At 40.9% G+C, this 17909-nt stretch carries 13 protein-coding genes and 1 tRNA gene; 10 read left to right on the forward strand and 4 right to left on the reverse strand.

What is annotated here, in order from left to right:
* Nucleotide 1: 1 nt before the first annotated feature.
* Nucleotides 2–409 (reverse strand): hypothetical protein, encoded by a 408-nt coding sequence (locus AABI99_RS07445; protein WP_338365005.1) that lies wholly within the window; start codon nucleotides 407–409, stop codon nucleotides 2–4.
* A 294-nt stretch (nucleotides 410–703) separates the two neighbouring features.
* Here AABI99_RS07445 and AABI99_RS07450 point away from each other — a divergent pair, with 294 nt between their 5' ends.
* The 3 genes from AABI99_RS07450 (at nucleotide 704) to AABI99_RS07460 (ending at nucleotide 3332) form a co-directional block, all read left to right on the forward strand.
* Nucleotides 704–1633, forward strand: a complete 930-nt coding sequence (locus AABI99_RS07450) for a sensor domain-containing diguanylate cyclase (RefSeq protein WP_338365006.1) — start codon at nucleotides 704–706, stop codon at nucleotides 1631–1633.
* Nucleotides 1634–1800: 167 nt separating this feature from the next.
* A complete protein-coding gene (gene cysE, locus AABI99_RS07455; RefSeq protein ID WP_338365007.1) occupies nucleotides 1801–2619 on the forward strand; it encodes a serine O-acetyltransferase in 819 nt (272 codons plus the stop codon).
* A 38-nt stretch (nucleotides 2620–2657) separates the two neighbouring features.
* Complete coding sequence (locus AABI99_RS07460) at nucleotides 2658–3332, forward strand: hypothetical protein (RefSeq protein WP_338365008.1); 675 nt, start codon at nucleotides 2658–2660, stop codon at nucleotides 3330–3332.
* 8 nt (nucleotides 3333–3340) lie between these two features.
* Here the strand turns inward: AABI99_RS07460 and xseA are convergent, their stop codons facing one another.
* Nucleotides 3341–4672, reverse strand: a complete 1332-nt coding sequence (gene xseA, locus AABI99_RS07465; protein ID WP_338365009.1) for an exodeoxyribonuclease VII large subunit — start codon at nucleotides 4670–4672, stop codon at nucleotides 3341–3343.
* 146 nt (nucleotides 4673–4818) lie between these two features.
* Between xseA and guaB the strand changes: the two genes are divergently transcribed.
* Both guaB and guaA read left to right on the forward strand, forming a co-directional pair.
* The gene (gene guaB / locus AABI99_RS07470) at nucleotides 4819–6288 is read left to right on the forward strand and encodes an IMP dehydrogenase (RefSeq protein WP_338365011.1); all 1470 of its coding nucleotides are present in this window, start codon (nucleotides 4819–4821) and stop codon (nucleotides 6286–6288) included.
* 96 nt (nucleotides 6289–6384) lie between these two features.
* Entirely contained in the window at nucleotides 6385–7962 is a 1578-nt protein-coding gene (guaA, locus tag AABI99_RS07475; protein ID WP_338365013.1) for a glutamine-hydrolyzing GMP synthase, read from the forward strand.
* A gap of 153 nt (nucleotides 7963–8115) precedes the next feature.
* Here guaA and AABI99_RS07480 read toward each other — a convergent pair whose 3' ends face one another.
* Nucleotides 8116–9714, reverse strand: coding sequence for a BCCT family transporter (locus tag AABI99_RS07480; RefSeq protein ID WP_338365016.1), 1599 nt, complete (start codon nucleotides 9712–9714; stop codon nucleotides 8116–8118).
* 432 nt (nucleotides 9715–10146) lie between these two features.
* Here AABI99_RS07480 and AABI99_RS07485 point away from each other — a divergent pair.
* The 3 genes from AABI99_RS07485 to rimI all read left to right on the forward strand — a co-directional run bounded on the left by AABI99_RS07485 (nucleotide 10147) and on the right by rimI (nucleotide 11035).
* Nucleotides 10147–10223, forward strand: a tRNA-Trp gene (locus AABI99_RS07485).
* Nucleotides 10224–10287: 64 nt separating this feature from the next.
* Nucleotides 10288–10581, forward strand: a complete 294-nt coding sequence (locus tag AABI99_RS07490) for a hypothetical protein (RefSeq protein ID WP_338365018.1) — start codon at nucleotides 10288–10290, stop codon at nucleotides 10579–10581.
* Complete coding sequence (rimI, locus tag AABI99_RS07495) at nucleotides 10568–11035, forward strand: ribosomal protein S18-alanine N-acetyltransferase (protein ID WP_338365020.1); 468 nt, start codon at nucleotides 10568–10570, stop codon at nucleotides 11033–11035. Before AABI99_RS07490 ends, rimI begins: the two co-directional genes overlap by 14 nt.
* A 3-nt stretch (nucleotides 11036–11038) precedes the next feature.
* On the opposite strand, the gene AABI99_RS07500 is transcribed toward rimI, so the two are convergent.
* Nucleotides 11039–13711, reverse strand: coding sequence for an ATP-binding protein (locus AABI99_RS07500; protein ID WP_338365022.1), 2673 nt, complete (start codon nucleotides 13709–13711; stop codon nucleotides 11039–11041).
* 510 nt (nucleotides 13712–14221) lie between these two features.
* On the opposite strand from AABI99_RS07500, the gene prfC reads away from it, so the two are divergent.
* The gene (gene prfC, locus AABI99_RS07505; RefSeq protein ID WP_338365024.1) at nucleotides 14222–15811 is read left to right on the forward strand and encodes a peptide chain release factor 3; all 1590 of its coding nucleotides are present in this window, start codon (nucleotides 14222–14224) and stop codon (nucleotides 15809–15811) included.
* 61 nt (nucleotides 15812–15872) lie between these two features.
* Nucleotides 15873–17615 (forward strand): arginine--tRNA ligase, encoded by a 1743-nt coding sequence (gene argS / locus AABI99_RS07510; RefSeq protein ID WP_338365027.1) that lies wholly within the window; start codon nucleotides 15873–15875, stop codon nucleotides 17613–17615.
* Nucleotides 17616–17909: the final 294 nt, after the last annotated feature.

Consider the following 17909-nt stretch of genomic DNA (forward strand, 5'->3'; position numbering starts at 1 on the left):
GTTAAAACTTCCCTACAAATAGTTCAACAATTGTTGCCGTTGTATAGCCAAACACCGCCCCACCTAATATACAGCCGGCAAGAAAAAATGCTGCCTTTTTAGGGTCGTCCGAAAGACTACTTTGAACTTGTTTGGCTATCAAACTGCTATTTTTATAAAGAGTACACTCCAGACGCCCTGTAAGTATATTAAGCATGTCAAATTTTACTTGGTACTTTGAACCCTCAAAATCAAAAGAGTGTGTGCTTGCACAATTAATAGTGCGCTTTTTACTGAATAAATCATCATTTATGTACACTTCTTCTTTACCAGTAAAGTAACTACCAAAACAGGCAATTTGGTTGTCGCCATCCTGAAAGTAAAATTTATAACCAAGTCGTTTTGTATTTAATATATCGTTTTTCATCATCGTTATCCTTGTTGAGTTGATGATGCTAATTTAGCGTTTGTTTTTATTTTTACGCCGTCAATAGTATGTCAGTAGCTAGTTTGGCATATGACAGTAGTTGTGTCATGCTTCATTAGTACTTGATTATTAATATAAAAGTAAATTTTATGAATTTTTATAGATCACTTAACTGTCATACGGTGTATTACTTCACATTAATAAATTAAGCAATTAGCGTGATGCAAAGTAACAATATTGTGTTAAAAAATTGTTATTGATTATACTAGTTAACAACAAAGCTAAAATGGAAAGCTCGTGATTAACGATAAAGCGTTTTTTAAGTTGGTACTCGATACCATGCCCGACCAAGTAGTGGTTATTAACTCTGTGGGTGACATAGTTTACATAAATAGGAGTTGGCAAAACTTTGGTGAGCAAAATGATTGCGCCTGTTGCGAAGTATGGGAGCAGCAAAATTACTTAACCGAATGCGAAAAAGCAGCAAAAAAAGGCGATGAATTTGGCTTAAAGGCATTAAACGGTATTACCTCAGTAATTTCCGGTACCCGTGACGATTTTTATTTAGAATACCCGTGCCATAGTGAAGATGAAAAGCGCTGGTTTATGATGCGCGTAGTATCGTTTAACCATATAGAAAATGGGTATTACGCTATTAGCCATCAAAACATTACAGAGAGAAAACTTGCAGAGGAATTAGTACAAAAACAGTTAGGAATAGATGGCTTAACTAATATTGCAAATAGAGGTTATTTTGATGAGTTTTTAATAAAAGAATGGAACCGCTGTAAACGTTTAAATATGCCGCTTTCGCTTGTGATTATAGACCTTGATGACTTCAAATTACTTAACGACACTTATGGGCATCAGCAAGGTGATACTTGTTTAAAAAAGGTTGCTAACTTACTGAAAGATTTTGCTAAACGACCGAGTGATTTATGTGCGCGTTTTGGTGGTGAAGAGTTTGTATTAGTGTACGGTAATACAAATTCAGACCAAGCTTGTAATATTTTATACTCACTACAAAAAGCGTTTTTAGCATTAAATATTGAAAATAAACATTCCTTACCTAATAAAAAACTTACTGTAAGTATGGGCGCGACCACAGTAGTTCCATGTGATAGCTTCACTAGCGAGGAGTTGCTAAAGGAAGCTGACGATTTGCTCTATAAAGCCAAAAATCAAGGTAAAAACCAGCTGTGCGTGAGTGATTTAAATTTTGTATAACTTTAAACAAATTCCTCTAATAATTGACTATTTTATAAACATATATAAAGCCTTTTGAAACATGTTATAACTAATAACCAGAACAAATAGTTAAGGGATTAACACTTAAGCTGTTAAATCCGTTAAACTTAGCAAAGGCTCTTTTTATATTAATGTAAGGCAGTATTATGCGTCATGAAATTTGGCAACAGCTTCGTAGTGAAGCTAATGAAGTTGTAACTCGCGAACCTCTTTTAGCAAGTCACGTATACTCGTGCATCTTGAATCATGAGTGTTTAGGTTCGGCGTTAAGCTTTATTGTTGCTAATAAACTGGCAGATGCTGTGGTATCGGCATTTACAATTCGTGAGCTGTTTGATCAAGCATTTGTAAGGTGCGATCGTATGCTTACTCATGTAGCCCACGATATTAAAGCTGTTAAAGACAGGGATCCCGCGGCCGAAACTTATCTTACCGTTATTTTAAATTTAAAAGGCTTTCATGCTATTCAAGCGCATCGTTTGGCTAACTGCTTGTGGCAACAAAACCGTAAAGAGCTTGCACGCTTTATTCAAAGTCGTACATCTGAGGTATTTGGCGTTGATATTCACCCCGCGTGTAAAGTAGGGCAAGGTATTATGTTTGACCACGCAACGGGGATCGTAATTGGTGAAACGGCGGTAATCGAAGATAACGTATCAATACTGCAATCTGTTACGCTTGGTGGTACTGGTAACGAGCAAGGAGACCGTCATCCTAAAATTAGAGCGGGTGTGCTTATTGGTGCCGGTGCTAAAGTGCTGGGTAATATTGAAGTGGGCGAGGGGGCACGTATTGGCGCAGGATCCGTTGTTTTAACCGCAGTGCCGCCGCATACTACCGCTGTGGGCGTACCGGCTAAAATTATTGGTAGACCGGATTGTCCTTGTCCGGCACAAAGTATGAATCAAAACTTTTTGGCCACGCCAGAACCTGAAAACGAATCCCATACCAGCGCCATGCTGTAACGAAGGCATAAGTAAAAGTAATTATAAAAGGAATTAAAATGAATAAAAACAGCTTATTAACATTAGTCATAGGGTTTATTGCGGGTGTTGGTTTAACGTGGAGCTACTTTAACTTAGCTCCAAGTGGCGCAACCTCTGCAAAGTTACAAGATGCTGATAAAAAGCAGACAACTTTTGCTCAGCTGCCTAAAAGCAGTGAAGCAACTGCAAAGCGTGTTATACCAACAGCTCCTGAGCAAAGCGCTCGTATAGAGCAAAAAGATAATCCCCCTAAACCAGAACTACAACCGCTAGATGAGCTTCCTTTAGAAGAGCAAGTGTCGCAGCTCAAACAGCAACTAGTAGCGCAAAAAGCACAAATTAAAAGCGCGGCAAAGCAGCGGAATCCGTCTGATGCCCAAGCTGTTCTACAAACGCAATTTGATGAGCAAGTACGCAATGAAGAATGGGCTTATCAAACTGAAATAGCACTGCAAGACTTTTTACTTACTGCAGATCTAACCGCTATGCCTGATATTGTTAGCGCAGAGTGTAAAAGCACAGTGTGTAAATTTGAACTCGCTGCACCTACAGATGACGAGGGGTTTGATCATACTCATTGGCGAGAGCTAAATGATAAATTAATGCAGCAATCGTTTTGGCGACAGTTCAAAAGAACGGCCTCCACCTCGAATGACAGTGAGTTAACCATATTAATGACAACAGAGCTTTAGTTAAACCTTTACAATGCGGTTGACTTTACAGCGCCATCACTTAGCTCGGTTATTAATACATCGCCCGTTTTTATTTGCTCTACCGATTTAACCACTTTTCCTTGTGGTGTTTTGGTTATGCTGTAACCCCGCGCTAAAACACTAAGCGGACTCACTGAATCGAGCCTGCTTGCTTGCAGTGCTAGGCTATTTTGCGCATTTTGTAGTTTATGTTGAATTGCTTGCTCAAGTCGAGTTTGCAGCTGCTTGAGTTGATGGCTAGCTTGTGTGAGCTTTTTATCGGGTGATTGGCGCATTAAGCGTGGTATTAAATTGTTAAGCGCACGCTCTTGTAGATAAAGACGGTTGCGCATACCCTGTTGCAGAGCAATTGTTAATTCATCTAAGCGCTGTGCTTTTTGGTTGAGCTGATTGCGCGGGTGGCACAAGTTAAGGCGGTGCTGAAGTTGTGTAGCCAGTGCGCGCTTATCGGCAATATCGTGTTTAAAAGCGTTATTTAAACGATTAACCAGTGCAACCACTTGGTTATGTAGCTCTTGTGTATTAGGGCTTACAAGCTCAGCAGCTGCTGAGGGAGTCGCTGCGCGAACATCGGCTACGTAATCGCTAATGGTGGTATCTATTTCATGACCTACCGCGCTTACGATGGGTAACATACTTTGGTAAATTGTGCGGGCAAGTTGCTCATGGTTAAAGCACCACAGATCCTCCAACGAGCCACCACCTCGCCCTAAAATAAGTACGTCGACCTCATTGCGTGCATTAGCTAATTGTATTTGGTTAATTAAGTGCACATGGGCTTCTTTGCCTTGCACCATGGCTGGATAAATAATGACTTCTAATTGCGGTGCGCGTCGTTTTAGTACGGTTAATATATCTTTTATAGCAGCGCCCGTTGCTGAGGTTATTACGCCTACACGGTTTATATTTTGCGGCAGTGGTTTTTTATAGGCCGAACTAAACAGCCCCTCTGCGGCTAAGCGCATTTTTAATGCATCAAACTCTTGTTTAAGTTGCCCTTCACCGGCAGGCTCCATATGTTCAACAATAAGTTGGTAATCACCACGTGGTTCGTAAAGTGATACACGTGCCCTTACTGTTACTTGTGCGCCGTTTTCAGGGCGGTAACTTTGAGAGCGGTTATTGCCACGCCACATGGCCGCTTTTATTTGTGCTTTGTCATCTTTTAACGAAAAGTACCAATGCCCAGAAGCAGGGGTAATAAAGTTAGAAATTTCACCTGTTAAAACTAATGATGCAAAGCCCTGCTCAAGAACTGTACGGATCTCTCTATTAAGGCGCGATACGGTATAAACCGTTTGCGAAGGCTTCGAAAACATAAAAACAACCAAAAATTATTTATAAGGCAAGTGATAAGGTAAGTTTATCATAAATATTTGCGAAATATTATTTACGAATGCCCGTAACGCTGTTAAAATTTGGCCGCAATTCCTTATCTTAGATCCACATGTGAGAAGTTGCCAAAATGCTTAGAATCGCTAAAGAAGCTCTTACCTTTGATGACGTACTTTTAGTACCTGGTCATTCTACTGTTTTGCCACACACGGCAAATATTTCAACTCGCTTAACGCGTGGTATCAAACTTAACTTGCCGCTTATTTCAGCATCTATGGATACTGTAACAGAAGCTCGTTTAGCTATTGCCCTCGCACAGGAAGGTGGTCTTGGTTTTATCCACAAAAACATGACCATTGAAGAACAAGCAAGAAACGTACGTAAAGTTAAAACTTATGAAGCCGGTATAGTATCATTTCCTGTTACTGTTTCTGCTGATTTAACTATTGCAGATGCGACGCTTCTTTCGCAAGAAAAGGGGTTCTCGGGTTTCCCGGTTACTGACGACGAAAATAACCTACTAGGTATTGTAACTGGTCGTGATATGCGCTTTGAAACTAAGCTTGAACAGCCTGTTTCTAGTGTAATGACTAAAAAAGACAAACTGGTAACGGTTAAAGAGGGTGCGTCGCGCGAAGAAATTTTAGGTTTAATGCACGAACACCGCATTGAAAAAATCCTAGTGGTAGATGATGCGTTTAAACTCAAAGGCATGATCACAGTAAAAGATTATCAAAAAGCGCAGGATAAACCTAACGCATGTAAAGACGAGCTAGGACGTTTACGTGTAGGTGCTGCTGTAGGTGTAGGCGCAGGTACTGATGAGCGAATTGCTGCATTAGTCGAGGCGGGTGTGGATGTTTTACTCATCGATACGTCACACGGTCACTCACAAGGTGTAATCGACCGTGTTTCACAAACTCGTGAAACTTACCCTGATTTACAAATTATTGCTGGTAACGTTGCCACAGCTGAAGGCGCAATTGCACTTGCAGATGCTGGTGTTGATGCGGTTAAAGTAGGTATTGGCCCAGGCTCAATTTGTACTACGCGTATCGTTACAGGTTGTGGTGTGCCTCAAATTACCGCTATTTCTGACGCGGTAGATGGTTTACAAGGTCGTGATATTCCAGTTATTGCCGATGGCGGTATTCGTTTTTCTGGTGACATTGTTAAAGCATTAGTTGCTGGTGCATCGTGTGTAATGGTGGGTTCAATGCTTGCAGGTACTGAAGAAGCACCAGGTGAAGTTGAACTTTATCAAGGCCGTTACTACAAATCTTACCGTGGTATGGGTAGTTTAGGTGCGATGGATCAAAAAGAAGGTTCATCAGACCGTTACTTCCAAAAATCTAACCAAGCTGACAAATTAGTACCTGAAGGTATTGAAGGTCGCGTTGCTTATAAAGGCCCAATTGCAACGATTATTCATCAGCAAGTGGGTGGCCTTCGAAGCGCAATGGGTTTAACGGGTTGTGCAACGATAGAAGAGCTTAATACAAAACCTCAGTTTGTACGCGTTACATCTGCAGGTATGGGTGAGTCGCACGTTCACGATGTGCAAATTACCAAAGAAGCGCCTAACTACCGCTTAGGTTAAACAACACGTTTAAATTACGGGGCTGGATTTACCAGCCCTCTTTAATAGCCACTAAGCAAATTAGTGGAGTCTAGCATCTACTTTACGAGATCCTTCATGAGCAAAGATATTCACGATTCACGAATTCTAATTTTAGACTTTGGTTCGCAATACACTCAATTAATCGCGCGTCGCATTCGCGAAATTGGCGTTTACTGTGAGCTGTGGGCATGGGATGTAACCGAAGAGCAAATTCGCGAATTTAATCCGCAAGGTATTATTTTATCTGGTGGCCCAGAGTCAACCACATTAGAGAACAGCCCGCGTGCACCTGAATACGTGTTCAACGCTGGCGTGCCAGTACTAGGTATTTGTTACGGCATGCAAACCATGGCGGCTCAACTTGGTGGTAGCGTACACAGCTCAGATAAAAAAGAGTTTGGCTATGCACAAGTAGAAAAAGTGGGCAGCTGTGCATTATTCGATGCTATTGAAGATCATATTACCGATGGTGGCAACGGTGTTTTAGACGTGTGGATGAGCCACGGCGACAAAGTAATGGAAGTGCCAGCAAGCTTTAACACCACAGCAAAAACTCCAACATGCCCGCACGCTGCGATGTCTAATGAAGAAAAGCGTTTTTATGGCGTACAGTTTCACCCAGAAGTAACGCACACTCATCAAGGACAACGTTTATTAGAGCGTTTTGCTATTGATATATGTGGCTGTGAAAAGCTATGGACACCTGCCAAGATTATTGATGATGCCATTGAGCGTATTAAAGAAACGGTTGGCAATGAAGAAGTTATTTTAGGTCTATCGGGTGGTGTTGACTCATCTGTTGTAGCAATGCTGATTCACCGTGCCATTGGTGATAAGCTAACCTGTGTATTTGTTGATAATGGCTTACTTCGTTTGAACGAAGGCCAGCAAGTTATGGACATGTTTGGCAATAAATTTGGCTTAAACATTGTGAAAGTAGACGCTGAGGATCAATTCTTAGCTGATCTTGCAGGCAAATCAGATCCGGAAGAAAAGCGTAAAGCCATTGGCCATACGTTTATTAAAGTATTTGATGAGCAAGCTAAAAAGCTTAAAAATGCGAAGTGGTTAGGCCAAGGTACTATTTACCCAGACGTAATAGAATCAGCCGCTTCAGCGACAGGTAAAGCACATGTAATTAAATCTCACCACAACGTGGGCGGATTACCTGATGACATGAAAATGGGTTTAGTTGAGCCATTACGTGAATTATTTAAAGATGAAGTACGTAAAATTGGCTTAGAGCTTGGTTTACCGTACGACATGCTCTACCGCCACCCATTCCCAGGGCCTGGTTTAGGCGTACGTGTACTGGGTGAAATTAAAAAAGAGTATTGTGATTTACTACGCCGTGCTGATGCTATCTTTATTGAGGAGCTACACAAAGCTGAGCTTTATCATAAAGTAAGCCAAGCGTTTACTGTATTCTTACCTGTTAAGTCGGTAGGGGTTATGGGCGATGCACGTAAGTATGATTGGGTTGTATCACTGCGTTGTGTTGAAACTATCGACTTTATGACGGCGCGCTGGTCACACTTACCGTATGAGTTTTTAGGTGTGGTTTCTAACCGTATTATTAACGAAATTGACGGTATCTCGCGTGTTGTTTACGATATTTCTGGTAAACCACCGGCCACTATTGAGTGGGAATAACACCTGTTCTTACTAATGGTCAATACCTTTTAGGTAGCTAACAGAGTTTTGTTATCTAAGTAATAAAAAGTCCGCTTACACGGACTTTTTTTATGCCTAAAAAACGTTAGCGCTAGCCCACTAAACTAATTAAGTGAAGTGAGCTCAGTGAGTTTATTTTGCAGGAATTGGTGTAGGCTGCTCGGTCTCTGTAAGTAGCCCTTTAATTAGGCTAATACAGCCTAAAATTAAAACAATAGTAAAGGGTAGGGCGGCAATTATCGTAATGTATTGCAATGCTTGAATTGAATCTGTACCCCCGATCCACAGCATTAACATAGCAATAATACTGGCAATAACAGCCCATACTAGTTTTTGCTTTATTGGCACTTCTAGTTTTCCGCCAGAGGTGAGGCTGTCTATTACAATAGAGCCAGAGTCGAGAGTGGTAACAAAAAATATAATAATTAATGCCACAGCTAAAAGCGAAAGCACAGTACCCATTGCATAGGCATCGAGCATATAAAACAAGCTAAGCGTTACATCTGTTATCCCTTGATTTGCACCAAGCATTCCTATTTCATTTATAACTTGATCAATAGCCACCCCGCCAAACACCGACATCCACGCGGTAGTTACAAGGGTAGGAATGAGCAAGACATATATTAAAAATTCGCGTATGGTACGCCCTTTTGAAATACGCGCAACAAACATGCCAAAACAAGGGGCATAGGCAACCCACCAAGCCCAATAAAATACTGTCCAGCCGTGTAGCCACTGCGTATCTTCTCGCCCTGTACTGAAGCTTAGAGGAAGGATATTTTTAACATAACCCACTATTGCTGTGTAGGCAGAGTCAAGTACGGTGGTAAAGTTTAAAAGAAATACTAGGCTCAAAAATACCAAAGCTATACCCATATTAATGTTACTGAGTAGCTTAACACCACCATCCATACCGCGCACAATAGAAAGAATAGCCAAACTCATAATTAATAAAATAATACCCTGTTGTAATAGCAGTGAGCTCTCGAAACTGAGTACGTGGCTAATACCACTTGCAGCTTGTGCGCCACCTAAGCCTAACGAGGTCGCAAGCCCAAAAAGGGTTACTAATACAGCCATGACATCGATAAAATCTCCTAATTTGCCCCATACTTTGTCTCCTAAAAGTGGATAAAATACAGAGCGCATTGATAGCGGCAACCCTTTGTTATAAACAAAATAAGCCAAGCATAAAGCAGTCATCCCGTAGATTGCCCATGCGTGCAGTCCCCAATGAAATACGGTCGCACCTAAAGCGATTTCGCGGCCCTGCTCGCTAAAGGGCTCTGCATTAAGAGGTGTGCCAAACCAGTCAGTAAAAAAGGCGGTGGGCTCAGCAACCCCCCAAAAAATAAGGCCTATTCCCATACCCGCAGCAAATAGCATAGATACCCACGATAAGGTGGAGTAATCTGTTGTTGCTGAGTCGCCGCCAAGGCGTATTTTACCCAGTGGTGAAGCGGCAATACCAATAGCGAATAAAAGTAATATATTAGCGCCCCACATAAATACGTAGTCAAAATTAGCTAGCGCGGCGTTCTTTATTGAATTAATAGCCTCTTTTGCTTCGTTCGGCGAAAGGGCAAGTAAGGTAATTATAAAAAGTAGAGATAACCCAATAGAAACAGAAAACACATTTGTGTGAATATCCATTCCCCATTTATTAACGTTATCTTGTCCTACTTGGTAATCTGTTGAATCGATACTGTATTTTTTTGATTTAAACTTCATAAAACATTGGCGTGAACGATCAGCAATTGCTGATAGTAAAGCTCCTCCATATTTGCATTGTGAATGACCCGCCTAAGTAAGATACATGATGAAATATGCAATTAGGTGGTAAGGCGCGGATCCCCTATACGCTAAACTGTATCATAAATGCTGCTAATGTTATTGATTTGTTTATATGTTTACGAGCTACGAGGTGTTCGCTGAAAAAATAGATAGCTAAAAATTTAAATTTGTATATTACACTCAGGCTTAATACCTAAAAAATAATATACAGCACAAGATTTAAGCTGAGCTTGAGGGAGTAAAGAGACTTTCATAATGCAATTTTAGCTTGCTAATTCAGCGTTTTGTTTAATTAAAAAGCAGTTAAACTAAAAAGTTAATATTTTACTTTACCTTTTCTAAAAGGTCTCTATAATTCGTCGTCATTGCAGGGGCGTAGTTCCAATTGGTAGAACAGCGGTCTCCAAAACCGACGGTTGGGAGTTCGAATCTCTCCGCCCCTGCCATTTCTTCTTTACATCGTTTTTATTACTCCCTATATTGTTCAAGTGTTAATTTTACTGAGTTGTCATGCATCCACGTTACGCAGCTATTTTTGGTATAGAAAACCTCGAACTCAATCAGCATTATCGTTCTGAAAGTACACCCACTTCGCCAAGTTCAAACGCTGAGCCTTTAATTTTAAATGAGCAGTTAATCGCGGATATAAAGTCAAGTGCAGCGCCTATAGCAATTAATCATGTTTTAAATGGGGCTGACTTACAGTTAACCGACGATAAGCTTACACTACCAACCTCACAGCTCAGTGCTTCTGATAAGCGCGCTTTATGGGCTTTAATGAGCACACACCTTGATACACTTTAAACACGTAGATGACAGCGTAATTACGCAATTAATGGCAATTGAAACTGCATGCCACTCTCACCCTTGGTCTTTAAAAACAATGCGCTCTTGCATGGGCGGTCGTTATTTTAATCAAGCGGCGTTTGATGGCAGCAATTTGGTGGGCTTTTATATTGGTGAAAAGGCAGGCCCTGATTTTACCCTGATGGATATTTGCGTTACACCTAGCGAGCAAGGTAAAGGAATTGCTAAGCAGTTGCTTTGTCACTTTATTAATTATGGTGAGGAGCAAAATGCAGAAAACCTGTTTTTAGAAGTACGAGAATCTAACGTGCGCGCAATAAAGCTTTATGAACATGCTGGCTTTACGCAAATGTCGGTACGTAAAAACTATTACCCAAGCGATGATGTGACTAAAAATGGTTACGAGGACGCCATACTAATGGGTATGGCGCTTAACTTAGGGTTTTTGTAAGCGTTAAGCTGTTGTTTTGCTTTTCGCAATCGTTTGCTCTAGTGCATTGATCAAATTAACAATCAAAGTAGGGCGTTGTGTTTGGTCGTTACTTAGTAAGTTCTCTTCTAATAAAGCGGCACTGTGGTAAATATCGTCAAAATTAAAGCATCCCGCACTGCCTTTTAAGCTATGAGCTACGCTTCGAAGTGCTTCTGCATCGTTACTGGCTTTTAAGCTATTCACCTTTTGCAGATAACTTGGCAGGTTAGCTACATAGTTATCGTTAATCTGTTGAAATTTTTCACTTTTTAGTAAGCTGTCCCACTTATTCTGATTATCTTTTTCAAGGTTTAAGTAACTAACCAAGACGTTTTCAAGCGCATCTTTATCGATTGGCTTTGCCAGTGCTTTATCGCAACCCGCCTCAATATAGGTGTCTATATCATGGTTCATTACATTGGCGGTAAGCGCGATGATCGGGCCGTCGTAGGCTGCATGGCGTAGCATTTTAGTAGCTTCAAGGCCACCCATAACGGGCATTTGCATATCCATAATAATAAGCTGGTAGTCGTTAACTAATGCCATTTCTACTGCTTGTGCACCATTATTAGCCATATCAGGCTCTAGGCCCCAGGTTTGTAAAAGCAGTTTTATAAGTAGCTGGTTATCTGGGTTATCTTCGGCCACTAATATGTTGGCATCAAAGCTTGAACTAGCGAATGATAACAATGGATCTTTCTCAGGAACAAGTTGCGCTCGATCTGTTAGAAGCTCCAGTGTTTGTTTAGGCTCATCAACATGGCAATCTACAGTAATAGCAAAGCGGCTACCTTTGCCAATCTCGCTTTTTAACGTAACGTCGCCACCTAATAATTGCGCTAAGTTTTTAGAGATACATAAGCCTAACCCTGTGCCACCAAAGCGGCGTGTAGTGGTGGCATCAGCTTGTTCAAAAGGTTTAAATATGCGCTCTATTTGATGCTCAGACATACCAATGCCGGTGTCTTTTACAACAAATTCAAGCTGCTGCTTATCTTGTAAGTAATGCACACAAATAGAGACATTACCTTGCTCTGTAAATTTAACGGCGTTGCTGGCTATGTTTATTAAAATTTGTTTTAAGCGGGTCATGTCACTGTATATAGTGCGCGGTAGGGGCAGTGCATAATGGATGCTAAATTCAAGTTGCTTTTCGTGCGCTAGCGGTTCAATAATCGACTCTATATCGTGAACCAGTTGCACTACATTAAGGGGGGCTTGCTCTACAGCGAGCTTTTCTGCTTCTATTTTTGATAAGTCGAGAATATTATTTATAAGCTCTAATAAGTGTTTAGAGTTTCGTAAAATGGTATTTAAATGCTGTTTATCATTAACTACTTTGTCGTTAATTAGTAACTGTTCGGTAAAGCCCATAATGGCTGTAAGTGGGGTGCGAATTTCGTGACTCATATTCGCTAAAAAGCGACTTTTGAGCTGGTTGGCTTGCTCTGCTTGAGCTATAGCAAGTTCAAGCTGACTGTTCATTGCCTCAAGCGCTTTAGTACGGCTTTCTACTTTGTCCTCTAGATGGTGTTTGTACTCTTCAAGCTGCTCTTGGTAGTGCCTGATTTGATTGATCATGTGATTAAAATCGTTAAACAATACTCCGACTTCATCATTGGTATGAGCTGGCAAGTTTACCGATAAATCACCATCCCCTACACGGTGGCTGGCAGCCCCTAAAAGCTCAATAGGGTTGAGCAATAAATTGCGTACAACCACAAAGATAAGAATCGGCAAAGTGATCACTGAGATAATAACAATTAAGCCTGTAATTAAGCTAATAGCCTTGCCTGACTGATAAAGTACACCTTTTGGAATAGTTGATACAAAGTAATAACCGCCACTCATTTGCACGGCAAATATCATTCTCTCAATTTTATCTATACTCGAAAGCTCAATCGTTGAAAGAATACCTATATCGGCTAAGTTATGCACTTGCTCTAACTCGTGCTCGGTAATGTATTGCCCGCGTAAGCTGTAGTCTGAGCTAAATAAAATTTGCCCATCGTTTGTAAGCAATAAATTAAGAGTGTTGTTATAAGGCGCTTCTAAAATACTGGTGTTCAATATAGATGGCTCAACCTGTAATACTATAAAGCCGAGCTGTTGTGGCCGCTTTAAATAGTAATCAACACTTTGCACGCGTTGTACAAAAAATAAATTGGTGGTGCCATCGCTGTTTTGCACCATAAATTGCTGCTGACGTAAATTGCTTTGCAATACTTGCTTAAAAAAGGGGTATGACTGTGGTGCAGTCGTTAAATTATTTGAATAATAAGCGTCACTTTTACCGCTGGCCGACACTAAATTGATACTAATTATATCTGGGTAGGCTTCGCTATAACTGGCAAAAACATCCATGAGCGCCCCTAAACGGCGCGTGTAGCTGCCATCAGCATGAATGTCGTTCGATAAAAAATCGTTTAAAACAGGGGAGGTTGATAATAGTTTTGCAGTTGAATGAAACGAGTCTATGTAGTTGAAAACCTTTTGTTGTTGCTGCTCAACAAAACGACTCATTATAAGATCGGCTTGTTTTTGGGTCGAATTGGTTACATTAGTTAGGGTAAAGCCACCTAAAAATAGCAAAGGTAATATCACCAAAGGGGTTATATACCATAATAATCGAATGCTTAACTTACTGGTTTTCATGACCAAACTACTTATCCTCCGTGCAATCTATCAATGATATGCGTTACAGGTTTAATTCTCAAGAAGCTAAGGTCGATTAGCGTTAATTTAGAGTAAAAATATAATGTTTTAATACATGGGCCGTTAATAAGTTATTGCTAAGGAGACTTTTATATTCTTGGCACTTTAAGTTTATATGTTAAGTTTTAAAAAATTACCCTATAAATTGTGCTTTAAGTGAAAAAATCATTGTTAAAATTTAATGTATCTACCGATTAAATTACAGTTAGATGGCCCCCTAAAATAGTGATTAGACAAAGCCAAGATATTTTTAAGTTAGATAGCACACTTTTATACCGACTCCTGTTACAATTGCCACTATTAAAAAATTAGCTATATGGCGTTAATTGTTGTCAATTTATTCACACTAAATTGCTCAAAGCCCAGTTAATAACGATCAACTTAACGGGTTGCCTTGCATACACTTAATGTTATGCATGTAACTTGGCATCAAACTAAAAGAACTTATTAATGGCAGACCAGAATATTATCAACGAAATTAGCAAGCGAAGGACTTTTGCAATTATATCGCACCCGGATGCTGGTAAAACCACCATCACCGAAAAAGTACTTTTATTCGGACAGGCGATTCAAAAAGCCGGTACTGTAAAAGGCCGTGGCTCTAATCAGCATGCAAAGTCTGACTGGATGGAAATGGAAAAGGAGCGTGGTATATCAGTTACTACCTCTGTCATGCAGTTTCCATATAACAATGCGCTGGTTAATTTACTTGATACCCCTGGACACGAAGACTTCTCAGAAGATACATACCGCACTTTGACCGCGGTTGATTCGTGCTTAATGGTTATTGATGCTGCAAAAGGTGTAGAAGACCGTACCCGTAAATTAATGGAAGTTACGCGCCTACGAACCACGCCTATTGTTACCTTTATGAATAAGTGTGACCGTGATATTCGCGATCCAATGGAGCTACTTGATGAAGTAGAAACCGAGTTAAATATTGCATGTGCTCCAGTTACATGGCCTATTGGTTGTGGTAAAGAATTTAAAGGTGTTTATCACATTCATAACGACGAAGCTGTTTTATACAAAACAGGCCAAGGTCACACCATTCAAGAAGTTCGTACTGTAAAAGGCCTTGATAACCCTGAGCTTGACACAGAAATTGGTGAAGAACTAGCAGAGCAACTACGTGATGAGTTGGAGCTGGTGATTGGCGCTTCAAATGAGTTTGATCTTGAGCTGTTTTTAGCAGGTGAACTATCGCCTGTATACTTTGGTACTGCGCTTGGTAACTTTGGTGTGGACCATGTACTAGACGGTTTAACACAGTGGGCACCTACGCCATTACCGCGCGAAACAGAAGATCGCCAAGTTGTTGCAACCGAAGAAAACTTTACCGGTTTTGTGTTTAAAATTCAGGCTAACATGGACCCTAAACACCGTGACCGCATTGCCTTTATGCGTATTGTGTCGGGTAAATACAGCCAAGGCATGAAAATGAACCATGTGCGCATTGGTAAGCAAATTAGTATTTCTGATGCGGTAACCTTTATGGCCGGCGATCGTGAACGTGCAGCAGATGCATTCGCGGGCGATATTATCGGTTTACACAACCATGGTACTATTCAGATTGGTGATACCTTTACGCAAGGCGAAAAGCTAAAATTTAGTGGTATTCCTAACTTTGCCCCCGAATTATTCCGTCGTATTCGATTAAAAGATCCGCTTAAACAAAAGCAGTTATTAAAGGGCTTAGTACAGCTATCTGAAGAGGGCGCAGTTCAGGTATTTAGACCGCTTATTAATAATGATTTGATTGTGGGCGCAGTCGGTGTGCTTCAGTTTGACGTGGTTGTAGCGCGTTTAAAAGCAGAGTACAACGTAGATGCTATTTATGAAGGCGTAAACGTAAATACGGCCCGTTGGGTACACTGCGATGATGTTAAAAAGTTTGAAGAGTTTAAACGCAAGTGCGAAAGCAACTTAGCACTGGATGGTGGTGATAATTTAACTTACATAGCGCCGAGCCGTGTAAACCTTAATTTATCGGTAGAGCGTTACCCTGATGTAACCTTTAGCCACACGCGCGAAAACTAAAATCGACAGACTTAAGCTAACTGAAAGCCTGCTCAGCGGGCTTACAAAGGTAAATAATATAATGAACATTCGTACTATTTTAGTAGAAAAAGCCATTGCAGCCATGACTGCAGCAGGCCTACCAGAAGATACAAACCCAGCGGTTACACAAAGCACACGCCCACAATTTGGTGACTATCAAATTAATGGTGCAATGGGCGCCGCTAAAAAAATGAAAAGCAACCCACGCGAGCTTGCACAAAAAATTATTGATAACCTAGATGTAACCGACATTGCTGAAAAAAAAGAGATTGCCGGTCCAGGTTTTATTAATATTCATTTAAAGCCTGAGTTTTTAGCCCACAGTGTAAAAGCCGCTAACAGCGATGCAAAACTGGCTGTAAACGAGCACGCTAACCCACAAACTGTTGTGGTAGATTACTCATCGCCTAACCTTGCAAAAGAAATGCACGTTGGCCATTTACGCTCAACCATTATTGGTGATGCTATTGTACGTGCCCTTGAATTTAGAGGCGATAAAGTGATTCGTCAAAACCACATGGGCGATTGGGGCACACAGTTTGGTATGCTAATTGCGCATTTAGAAGATCAAATTAGCCAAGGCGTAGACTTAGAGTCGGTAGCGCTTGCTGATTTAGAAACCTTTTACCGCGATGCTAAAAAACGTTTTGACGATGAAGAAGGCTTTGCCGATAAAGCCCGTGACTATGTAGTTAAACTACAAGGCGGCGACGCGCATTGTGAAAAACTATGGAAGTTATTTATAGCGACCTCTGTTAAGCACTCTGAAGAAGTTTACAAACGATTAAACGTAACGCTTACTCAAGATGATATTATGGCTGAAAGTGCTTATAACAGTGAGCTTAACGATATTATTAGCCTATTAAAAGATAAAAACATAGCTGTAGAGTCGCAAGGCGCACAGGTAGTGTTTTTAGATGAACTTGCCAATAAAGATGGCGAGCCATCGGCGTTTATCGTGCAAAAATCTGGCGGCGGCTTTTTATATGCAACTACCGATTTAGCCGCATGTAACTATCGCTCAAATACCTTAGGCGCTGAGCGTATTTTAATATTTGTTGATGCGCGCCAGAGCCTTCATTTTAACCAAGTAGAGCTTACTGCACGTAAAGCAGGCCTTTTACGTGATGAAACAAGCTACGAGTTTTGCCCATTTGGCACCATGATGGGCGCCGATGGTAAACCATTTAAAACCCGTACAGGTGGTACAGTAAAACTTGCTGATTTACTGGAAGAGTCAATCAGCCGCGCAGCAACAAAACTTGCAGAGCGTGAATCTGATTTGTCCGAGCAAGAGCGAAACGAAATTGCGCGTAAAGTAGGTATTGGCGCAGTTAAATATGCTGATCTTTCTAAGCACCGTACTAGCGATTACATATTCAACTGGGACACCATGTTAAGCTTTGAAGGCGCGACAGCACCTTACTTACAATATGCTTATACTCGCGTGCGTAGTATTTTCCGTAAATCTGGTGTAGATGCCGCTACGCTAAATGCTGAAGTAGCTATTACAGAGCCGCAAGAAAAAGCGCTAGCGCTTAAACTGCTTCAGCTTGAAGAAATCCTTGATTTAATGATCAATGAAGCCACTCCACATGTACTATGTAGCTACTTATACGAATTAGCTAGCTTATACATGACATTCTACGAAGCCTGCCCAGTACTAAAAGAGGGTGTAGAGCCAAACGTACGTGATAGCCGTTTAGTACTATGTAATTTAGTGGCAGATACGCTGAAAACTGGATTGGATTTACTTGGCATTGAAGTTATGGAGCAAATGTAATCACCTTCTGCTTCGTGTAGTTCGCTTTAGCTGCGTTGGTAAAACTATTTAGCCTAAGTCACATACAAACCCGTATGCTCCTTGGCATAAATAGTTCTACCGCCTTGCTAGCACTTCTACACTTGCAGATATAGCTTGGTACAGAGTTCTAACCCTAATCACATACAAACCGTATGCTCATAGGGATAAGTCGGGTTGGATGCCTTGTCTTAGGCTAAACTACTTAGATGAACATCTGCTTCGTGTAGTTCGCTTTGACTGCGTTGTCGTGCTTTTTTAGCCTAAGTCACATAC

Source organism: uncultured Pseudoalteromonas sp. (assembly GCF_963922945.1).
Lineage (GTDB): Bacteria > Pseudomonadota > Gammaproteobacteria > Enterobacterales > Alteromonadaceae > Pseudoalteromonas.